The 10,008-nt window shown below is 55.0% G+C and carries 8 protein-coding genes; 3 read left to right on the top strand and 5 right to left on the bottom strand.

The genetic code is table 11. The annotated features are described in order from the left end of the window. Nucleotides 1-1,016: 1,016 nt before the first annotated feature. The 4 genes from ACJROR_RS13095 to ACJROR_RS13110 form a co-directional block, all read right to left on the bottom strand. Entirely contained in the window at nt 1,017-1,514 is a 498-nt protein-coding gene (locus ACJROR_RS13095; protein WP_406039498.1) for a hypothetical protein, read from the bottom strand. A 255-nt stretch (nt 1,515-1,769) separates the two neighbouring features. Beyond that, on the bottom strand, nt 1,770-2,909 hold the full coding sequence (locus ACJROR_RS13100; RefSeq protein WP_406547467.1) for a GTPase: 1,140 nt from the start codon (nt 2,907-2,909) through the stop codon (nt 1,770-1,772). A 75-nt stretch (nt 2,910-2,984) separates the two neighbouring features. Next, a complete protein-coding gene (locus ACJROR_RS13105) occupies nt 2,985-4,238 on the bottom strand; it encodes a GTPase (RefSeq protein ID WP_406547468.1) in 1,254 nt (417 codons plus the stop codon). A gap of 305 nt (nt 4,239-4,543) precedes the next feature. Beyond that, complete coding sequence (locus ACJROR_RS13110; RefSeq protein WP_406547470.1) at nt 4,544-5,695, bottom strand: GTPase; 1,152 nt, start codon at nt 5,693-5,695, stop codon at nt 4,544-4,546. Between the two features lie 569 nt (nt 5,696-6,264). On the opposite strand from ACJROR_RS13110, the gene ACJROR_RS13115 reads away from it, so the two are divergent. Together ACJROR_RS13115 and ACJROR_RS13120 are read left to right on the top strand one after the other, a co-directional pair. Continuing rightward, on the top strand, nt 6,265-7,299 hold the full coding sequence (locus ACJROR_RS13115; protein ID WP_406039490.1) for an AAA family ATPase: 1,035 nt from the start codon (nt 6,265-6,267) through the stop codon (nt 7,297-7,299). A 228-nt stretch (nt 7,300-7,527) separates the two neighbouring features. Continuing rightward, the gene (locus ACJROR_RS13120; protein ID WP_406547472.1) at nt 7,528-8,082 is read left to right on the top strand and encodes a hypothetical protein; all 555 of its coding nucleotides are present in this window, start codon (nt 7,528-7,530) and stop codon (nt 8,080-8,082) included. Here ACJROR_RS13120 and ACJROR_RS13125 read toward each other — a convergent pair. Further along, nucleotides 8,079-8,603, bottom strand: a complete 525-nt coding sequence (locus tag ACJROR_RS13125; RefSeq protein ID WP_406547473.1) for an RrF2 family transcriptional regulator — start codon at nt 8,601-8,603, stop codon at nt 8,079-8,081. The genes ACJROR_RS13120 and ACJROR_RS13125 overlap by 4 nt on opposite strands. Before the next feature lie 894 nt (nt 8,604-9,497). Here ACJROR_RS13125 and ACJROR_RS13130 point away from each other — a divergent pair. After that, a partial coding sequence (locus ACJROR_RS13130; RefSeq protein WP_406547474.1) for a PLP-dependent transferase occupies nt 9,498-10,008 on the top strand: 511 nt, incomplete at its 3' end.

A 10,008-nucleotide genomic window follows, 5' to 3' on the forward strand; every position in this document is an offset into this window, starting at 1 on the left:
GTTTCAATACCGCAATAGGGTATCCCCCCATGCGGCCTGGTAAGACCAGCGTGGCCGAGGCGTTTGCCTTGGCGTTTCAATACCGCAATAGGGTATCCCCCCATGCGGCGAAAAGATTTTCAAAGAAATCTTCAGACTCGATTAATGTTTCAATACCGCAATAGGGTATCCCCCCATGCGGCCTGCCGTTCGTAAAGATGGCATGGCATGGATCGAGGCGTTTCAATACCGCAATAGGGTATCCCCCCATGCGGCGCCTCCGTCTGGGGGGTACCGTGTCACAAGGCCTCAACGGGTGTCAAAAAAACATTGCTCTTTGACGGTGTCCCCATTAATTCCTCGTTACAGAGATTATAGACCCACGGCGAAAAAATGTCCCAAAAAAATGAGGTGCTCCTACCTGATGCGGGATCTGGATCACTTCTTAACACGATGATAAAAAATCAGACGAAAATATAGACGTGCTCTTCTGGCGAAATTTTACTATTCTGAGAGTCAATGAGCAGGCATTTGTTGATGGTCGTCACATAAACAGTAAAATTATTTGAGGTTTGTCAAACTTTTTGAAGCCTAGATGTATGTAACCAATTACCTGTTCTGATAACAGCCAATTTTATAGTTCATACTTATTATGGCTGCCTTTGTCTTATTCCTGTTTTTGGCCTTGTTTTTGCTCTCCTCTTGGTGCTTTTCCAGCTTTCGTTACCTTAAAAAACACGTCCCCGGATGATTTTCACCTGCTATGCTGCCTGCTGTGAATATGTCCTGTGGATAAGTCCGGCAAGCATTCCGTACTTCGCTTTACACATCATCCTTCAAGATAGCAGGGAAGACAACAGCACCGACCAGAACAACATTGCATCTATCAGATGAACAAGCACCTTAGCGAGCACGTGACCTGCGCCTTTGCTTGCAAATAAGCCTTACCCGGCATCTCATCCGAATCAGATGCCAGGCCCCGGGTCTCCCCGGGGCGGCTCTGATTCCTGACCTTGGCAGATCTCCGCCGGCCGCTGCTAGAGAATATCCTCAATCACAAAGTGCAGAATAAGGCAGTCGGGGCCCGCGCGGCAGCTATCGATAACGCCGTTTCCGGTATTCAGCTTTTTCTTTCTGATAAGCTCAAAGAAATCCACCACATAGGATTTGGGAGCGTCTCCGGCCGTCACCTTGATGGGCCCCGGCAGGAGCTGCAGAATCTTGGCCTCCAGTCCGGTGAACATCAGGGCGTCCTTGAAGAAGTTCATGACGCCGGAGCTCAGAAGCTTGATATCCTCCAGATATACCTGAGCCTCTGCCATGTCTCTCGTGATCTTAATGCCGTCGATGCGGAGGAGAAGCCGCACCCGGCCCACCTTGCTGTTGGTGAAGGTGACGGCCAGACACTGGCCCTCCGTGGCTAATTCCGGCTGAGAAAATGACGGGATCTCCTTGCGGGAGAGTACCTTCTGCGCCGCCGGAAGAGAGATGGTTAACTCTCCCTCGGCGAAATTGCTCTTGTCATATAAAATCATGCATTTCCCTTCTGTTTCTTTTACTGTTCTTTTAGGTTTGTTCTTTTACCGTAATTTACTGTTGTTCTTTTAGCTCTGTTCCTTTGCTGCTCCGTTCTTAACCCCGCGGTTATTTAATTACGCTGTTCTCTGCCCCGTGCTCTCATGCTCGGTTCCGGCTTTTCTTTCCTCCCTGAGCCGGCGCTGCCGTTACTATAGCCGTTCTGCATTCTGCGGCCCTCATTACAGCCGGCCGGTCTTCCGCAGTCCCGTCCCTTACACGGCGTTACCGGCGGCCAGAAGCCGGGAGAGATCCTCCGCGACCTTGTTTTCCGCATGATCCAGAGTGTCGGCGATGCTTTCCAGATCCTGCGTCAGTTTGGCGCTGATCTCGCTGAGCTGATTGTCCAGATTCTTCTGATAGGTATTGCTTTGGACGAACCGGTATATCCCGAAAAACAGAGTGTTCATGGCCGAGGACACAAAATAATCATCGAAATCGTTGTCCCAGAGGCTGACTTTGATGTCGTTCATGCTTTCTACCAGAAGATAAAAATTCTTCAGGGTTTCCGAGACATCAATGCCGGTATAGCCCCGGATGACCTCCACGCACATCATGTCAATGAGAGTGAGATTGCTGCGGAGCCGCTCATATACCGCGCCGATCTTTTCCCGATAGTTTTGCCGCACCACGTTCTGAATGCTCTCATGAAGCTCCTCGCTGTAGGCCTTGAAGATGCCGGTGTTTTCGTTGAAATAGGTTCGGGAGGCGTCTTCCGCCTGCGCCACGGCCGCGGCCATGTCAGCCCGGATCTGCTTTCTGAGATGATAGGTGAGATTTTCCCGGAGGTTCAGGCAGATTTCCCGGAAGATAGAGTCCCGGCCCTGCTGCTCGGTTACCGTGCCGTTCCGGAGCTTCTGGCTTACGGATTCCACGGAGATTCTGGAAAACCCCGGAAATTCCCGGAAGATCACCTGCCGGGCGGCTTCCTTTTCATCAGGGGAGCAGAGCCCCCACTTGGTGAGGGCGAAGATGATCCGGTAGCCCATGTCAGCCAGAGGCTTCAGAATATGCTCCTTTTCATATTCGTCCAGGCGGGATCTCTTGGCATCGAAGCAGTAGATGACCGTGTGGATCCAGTCCCGGATGTCCGGGTTTCCGCTTTGCTGAACTAGGGAGTCCCGGAGATCCGTCCACCATTCCTGAGCCTTGTCCGCCTCCAGCCCCCAGGTGTCCCAGATCACGATGTTTATGTCCTTGTAGGCGAAGGGCTTATGGTAATGAAGCCCCTTGGCGGCAGCCGGCCTGAGGGAGCGGGACACGGCGATCTCCTGGCTGTAGAGATAATTCACCAGCGAGGCCTTGCCGGCGCCGATTTTGCCGAGAATGAGAATGTTGGTGGAGAAGCTGCTCATGGAAAGATGTCCTTGGCTTGTTTGTCCTGGGAGCCGCCTCGGGGCGGCCCTTTTAAGTGTTACCGGTTCCGGAGATTAGCCTTCTTCCTTCTTCCCGCGGTAGCTCTCGGCATATTCCTTTGCGGCGGAGACGATGGTCTCGCTGCTCAGAAGCTCCTTGACCACCGCGGCGGTCACGGATCCCGAGAGCTGCTTTTCCAGCAGGAGGCGGCAGGATTTGTTCAGGGCCATGCCGGAGGCGTAGGTCAGGGTGCTGGACACGCTGGCATTAATAATGCCTCCGATAACGGCGCCGGCTCCGGGAATCAGCTTAATGAGATTGCCGGCCAGGGATCTTCCGAGAGCGGGCATAAGGGTTTCCGCAATGCCGGTTCCCAGAACCTTTTCAAATTCCGTCATGTTCCAGAGATGGAGCAGCCGGGCAAACAGGGTGAGCTGCGCCGGAGTGATAAGCAGGGTGTCAGAGAAGGGCAGCGGCGAAAACGAAGCTGTGGCGGCGGCCGTTGCAGCGGCGGCGATCCATTTTTTAGCCAGCTTGTCCTTTTCATCAAAGCCCCGGCGGCAGGAGATCACGAAGGCATCCTGCCGTGATTCCATAAGGTGGTCAAAGGACCAGGCGTGAAGCTCCGGAATGCCCTGAGGCACCGTGATTTCAGGATCGGTGGTGCTTTCAAAAACCGCGATTTTCCGGGCGGGATCGGGATCCGGGCCGTCCACCTCCTGCACAATGATCTTCTTGAGCTCCTCGCAGTCCTCCTCGGTGGCCACGTCGATCTGGGTCAGCACCACCGCCACCGGCTTTTTAAGGGCCCGGAACTGCTTGATAAGGGAGGTGTCCACATCGGTAACCCGGCCGCCGGGAGCGCTGATGCAGTACCAGATAAGGTCGATCTGCTCCTTTCCCACGGCATTCATGATAATGTCGCTGTACTTCTGGCCGGAGTCCTCGGCGCTGTCCCGGCGGTCGGAGAAGCGGGCCCCGGTTTCATAGCCCTCGGAGTCATAGATGATCACCGGAATGTCCGGAATGGAGAGCTTATGCACGCCCCGGGTGGTGGGTTCGCCGCTGCCGGAGGCGGTGATCTCCCGGTTAAACACCAGATTGCAGACGGTGCTCTTGCCGCAGCCGGTGGCTCCGGCAATCAGTATCCGGGGCTTCCCGTTTTCATCATACCCGGAGAGAAAGCCTGCCATTTCCTCCCGGAATTTTTTCTGAAACTCCTTCAGGGCCTCGTCCATGTTTTGCGGGGCGGGGTTCTGCGGAGCGGCGACCTCTGACGGCACTGCATTTCCGGTGGCTTCCTGGCCTGTTACTTTATTGCTGCTCATGGTAATCTCCTTTTCCGGCGGAGTATGGCCGGAGCTCATAATTTCGCATCTGATAAATGCTGCTCAGAAAACGTTTCCAATGGTCATGATTATAAGCCCGGCGTTAAACCCGGCGCCGGGAAAGCCGGTCTCAGGGCCGTAAAACATGAGGTCTGTCGTATTTGCCCTGCGGTTTTCCGGTCTCCCGGGAGAGCCGGGGCCTCAGGAGATCCCGGAATCCCGGGCATCTCCTTTCCCTGTTAATGAAAAAAAACTGAAATCCAAAAACCCGGAATTCCGCAAATCCAAAAAAAACTCAAATCCTGCTAATTCCGGATACTGGCGGCGTTAAGCTTTTCTTCTATTCCCTCATTCACCTCAATATCCTCCTTGTCCAGAGTATCCGCAAAGCTTCTGAGATCCTGGGTAAGCTTCTCGCTGACTTCCCCGAGCTTATTTTCCAGATCCTCGCGATAGGAGCTCTTCCGGGTGAAGAAACGAATGCCGGCGGTGAATATGGTGGCAAGGGTGTCCCCGAAATATTCGCCCCAGTCCCCGGTCCAGGCGGCAATCCGGGTGTCCTTGATGCTGCTCATAATGACATGAAGTCCCTTGAGCTTTTCCGAAACGTCAATGCCGGTATAGCCCCGGATCACGGCCACGCACATGCTGTCAATGAGAGTGATATTGTTCCGGAGCCGGTCGTAGACCTCTCTGATGTTGTTCTCATAGCTTTCCCGGGCAATCTTCTGGATCTCGTTCATGAGATCCTCGCCGTAAACGGTGAAGATATAGCCGGTATGCTTGTCGTAATAGGCGAGGGCGGCTCTTTCCGCGCGGCTGACCGCCTCCTGCATTTCGTCCCGGGCGCGGCACCGGAGATGATACATGAGGCTCTTCCGGAGATTAAGGCAGATGCCCCGGAAGATATCCTCCCGGCCCTCGGGAGCAGTGGTGCGGCCGCCCCGGAGCTTCTGGGAGACGGATTCCACGGGGATGGCGGAGAATCCGGGATAGCTCTCATCAAGGACTCTCATGGCGGCCTCCTTTTCAGCATCGGAGCAGAGCCCCCATTTGGTGAGCGCAAAAATCACCCGGTACCCCATGTCGATAAGAGGCTTCAGAATGTGCTCGCTTTCGTAGCTGTCCAGGCGGGACTTCTTGGCATCGTAGCAGTAGATGACGGTATGGATCCAGTCCCTGATATGGGGCTGACCGCTCTGCCGGGCCAGCTCCTCCTTCAGGCTTTCCCACCATTCCCGGGCCTTGTCCGGCTCCAGGCCCCAGCTGTCCCAGATCACAATGTCCATGCCATTGTAGGCAAAGGGCTCATGGCGGTGGAGGCCCTTTTCGGTTACGGGGCGGCCGGCCCGGGCCACGGCGATTTCCCTGCCGTAAAGATAGTTCACCAGAGTTGATTTCCCCGCGCCGGTTTTGCCGAGAATGAGAATGTTGGTTACGAAATTATCATTGTCCATTTGCATCTGCCCTGTCGGTATTGTCCTGCCTTGCCTCTGGAAAACGTTTCCAGCCTTATGATTATAAGCCCGGTATCAGGTCCGGCGCCCGGAAAGCTTTTTCTCATAAGAATGAAACAAGATCTCTGTCTTATTTTTTGCTGCTGCTTCCGGGGCCCTCGTCCGCCGGTTTTCCGGAGGATTTTATCCGGCCGCTTTCCCGGGGAGATGTCCCCCGTTATCCCGCAGGGTTCCCGCTGAGATCCCTGTTTTCCTCCATCGCCCTCAGACACGATCCGGGGCTTTATCTGAAAGGCTTCCGGGGGATCGCAAAGGCTTATTTCGCAGCCCGGAATTTTTCGTCATATATAATCAGGCCCGGAAATGAGGGGCTTTAAGTCCCCGCTCCGCGTTTTACCCGGTTAAGAAGAGAAAGCCCGGCTTTCTCTTTCTGCGTCCTCCGGGACGCGCTGGTCTGTTTCCCGAGGGAAACAGTTTTCTGCTCATATGAGCGCTGGCTGTCCGGTTTTCCGGCAGTATGAAACGCGGGGGAGCAATCCTTCTCCGCACAACGTTGAGGTAAACAAAACATGTGCGTTAATGAAACACCTGTAAACAGCTTGAATCAGGGCGATGCCCTTCCCACCAGGAACACTGTCTTCAAGTACGGAGATCTTTTTCCGGTTCTTGAGGGCGTTGAAGATGAGATCGCAGTGCCGTGCTATCAGGATGCTGAGAGCATGGCGGCGGTGTCCCGTCTGATTCCGAAGCGGGAACCGGGGTATGTTTTTCAGGAAGAGCTCCTTAAGGGCCTTCTTGATTATCTGGCAGCCCCGATGAATGATGCCCTGTATATTTTCGGACCGTCCGGATCCGGAAAAACCAGCATGGTGCATCAGGCAGCCGCTCGTTTAGGCTGGCCGGCAGTGGAAATGACTCTGAACGGGAGGTTTGAAATGGCCGACCTGACAGGGCACAACACCATTGTCCGGGGCGAGGTGATGTTCGTGTACGGTCCCCTGGTACGGGCCCTGAAGTATGGCTATATTCTCATGTTAAATGAGATCGATCTGGCTGACCCGGCAGAGCTGGCAGGCCTGAACGACGTACTGGAAGGGAGGCCGCTCTGCATTGCGCAGAACAACGGAGAAGTGATTACTCCGCATGCAAATTTTCGTCTGATAGTAACCGCCAATACCAATGGCGCCGGTTCGGAGGAGTCCTATGCAGGCACTCGTCTTCTGAATGCGGCGTTTTTGGACAGATTCCGCTTTCTGGAGAGCAATTACATGCCTCCGGAGCGCGAGGAAAAGCTCCTCGGGGATCTTTATCCGGAACTCGGCAGAGAGTTTATCGGAATTATGGTGCGCACTGCCGGCGAAATAAGAAGATCGCATACCTGCCAGGAGGGCACCGCAGTCTACATGACCATCCCGATGACCACAAGAGCGCTTATCCGCTGGGCTCATCTGTGTCAGGACGCGGACTCTCCGGAGAAAGTCGTCCATGCTCTGGATCGGGCCTTCGGGTACCGGATCACCAGAGAGGAAAGGGTGTATCTGCACCGGATTTTCCACGACATCAGGGGAGATGTGACAGCAGGGCTGCAGAACCGCGCTAAATAAATCTGCAAAGGAGCCCATGGCGTTCCCCGGACGGGACGCCGGAAGGCATTAAGGGTCTCAGGGAGCTTTCCCCGGGGCCCTTTTTTATGCCGCCTTCCCGGGACGCATCCGGCCCGGGAAGCGCTTAAACCTCACAAGGACGCCATTACGGCCCGGTTCCTGCCCGGTACCGGCATCTTACGGTACAATAGCAGTAATATTACCTGTACCAAGGAGATCGAAGCTCATATGAAAGCATTCCCCCCTCAAAAATCAGTCCCCGGCCGCAGCCTGGCCGCCGCCGTTTTCTGCGCCCTCGGACTTGCGGCTCTCCTGCCTCTCCCCGCGGCGGCCGCCTGGCAGGCTCATGATTATGATGCGGGTTCCCGCAGCATCTACCTTAATGATGAAACCGGAGCCGTGGTCACCATGGCGGTTATCGGAAATGCGGGAGAGCTTTCCCTGAAAAACACCGCCGCCTTTCTGGCCGCCCGGGGATCCTGCAAGGCCCCGGAGCCCCGGAGCGCCGCCGGCGTGCCGGGCTTCCTCATGACCTGCCCCGGGGATATCACGGAATACCTGTTTGATGACGGAGCAAGAATTTTGCTGGCCGCCGCCCGCTGCAAGGGTGATGCCCTGTGTCCGGGGCTTAATGACTTTATCGGGGAATTCGGCCGGAAGGGGGATCCCCTCCCGGAACCGGCGGGGCAGGCTTCTTCGGATACCAGAGCCCGGATGGATGAGGCTCTCCGGAATCAGGAAGCCCGCAGTAATGATGCCGGGGCTTCTTCCGGAGAGAACTAGCAGGAGGGATTGGAGGGATTGGAGGGATTGGAGGGATTGGAGGGATTGGAGGGACCGGCTGGAGTCCCGGCCTGGTCTTCGGATTTCATGAGATCGCTGAGCTTCTTTCCGTAGAAAAAGTTCCGCACCAGGGTATTGTATTCCTGCCACATGGGCAGCGTGCGGCACTGCGCCCGGCGGGGGCAGTTATAGTTGGGATCTGCCAGACAGGCCACCGTGGCCAGACATCCCTCCATGATCTCGATGATCTCCCCCACGGTGTACTCCTCCGGATTCCGGGACAGCCGGTAGCCGCCCCCCTTGCCGCTGGCCCCCACAATAAGCCCGCCCGCCACCAGATCCCGGACAATGATTTCCAGGTACTTTTTGGATATTTCCTGTCTGAGGGCAATGTCCTTGAGGGGAATGTATTTGCCCTCGGCTTCTTTTCTGTCACCTGCGTGTTCGCCTTCTGCGAGACCTCTGTTCTCCGCCAGATCTATCATTACCCTTAAAGCGTAACGTCCCCGTGTTGAAATCATGGTATTTGACCTTCTTTCCTTTCTTCTTATTGTCAGTATCTTATTTATCAGCCTCCGCCGCCGCCTTCCTGAAAACCCCCGGGGCATCTTGCTCCGGGGATCGGGGGAGGAGCGGGGATCGTGATTAATTTTTTGTTAAGCCTATTATACCTAAAGGTTAGTAGGTTTTTCAAGAAGCGTGTCCGGGAGTTCCGGAATTCTCTTCCGGTGGGACTCCTTTCAGGAGGGCGGGAAGCCGGCGGCAGAAGCGGGAAACCGGCATCATAAGGCCGGAAGCAATCCGCCGCCGCCTTCCTTCTGGTCTGTTCATAGCCCCGGGACAGGGCGCCGGAAATTTTTTTGAAAAAAAAATTTAAAACCTATTGACATACTAGGTAATGGGTTTTATCATAGCGACATCTCAGGAGGGAAACGGGATTCCGGAACATCAGAAGCTCCGGCCGTATTACCCTCCGGGAACATGGAATCAGCGTCTGACTTAAGCGCCGGATGTTTTTTATCAGCAGGGCAAAGCCCGGAAATCGGAGGACAGCATGCCAACAGTAAAAGCCGCAAAGAATGCGTTTTTCAGCCTGGGAACACTCGGGAGCATCAGAGAGTATCTCTTCCCCTGGTGTCCCTCCTGTCGAATGTGTCTTATGCAGGGCAGCGGGAGCTATTTTGCAGCAGGCGCGCAGGAGAGGCTGTTCCTTTTCCGGACAGCCGGCAGAAGCTGAACAGGCTTCGTTTCAAGCGCGTGGCCCGGCTCTCAGATTTAATGAATACACAGGATGCCGGGTCTTTTTTTATCCCCGGAAAACGCCCCGAATGAAAACCGGAGCGGCCGGAAATCAGATAACAGCAGATTTAAACAGACTGAACCAGATTTAAACAGAATTCACGGAGTATATGAAAATGAGTAATTACAGATTTGAAACCCTGCAGCTTCACGTTGGTCAGGAAGCCGCCGATCCCGCCACCGATGCCAGAGCGGTGCCCATCTACCAGACCACCTCTTATGTGTTCCATAACAGCAAGCATGCCGCCGGCCGTTTTGCTCTCACCGAACCCGGCAACGTGTACGGCCGTCTTACCAACCCCACTCAGGAGGTGCTGGAGAAGCGGGTGGCTGCTCTTGAAGGCGGTACCGGCGCTCTTGCGGTAGCTTCCGGAGCCGCGGCCATCACTTATGTGGTGCAGGCCCTGGCAGCTCACGGCGGGCATGTAGTGGCTCAGAAGACCATCTACGGCGGCAGCTATAACCTTTTGGCTCATACCCTGCCGCAGCTGGGCATTACCACCGCCTTTGTGGATATCCATAATCTTGAGGAAGTGAAGAATGCCATTACTGATAAGACCCGTCTTATTTATGCCGAGACTCTGGGCAATCCCAACAGCGATATTCCGGATTTGGATGCTTTAGCTG

This window comes from Succinimonas sp., from assembly GCF_045225735.1.
Classification (GTDB): Bacteria; Pseudomonadota; Gammaproteobacteria; order Enterobacterales; family Succinivibrionaceae; genus Succinimonas.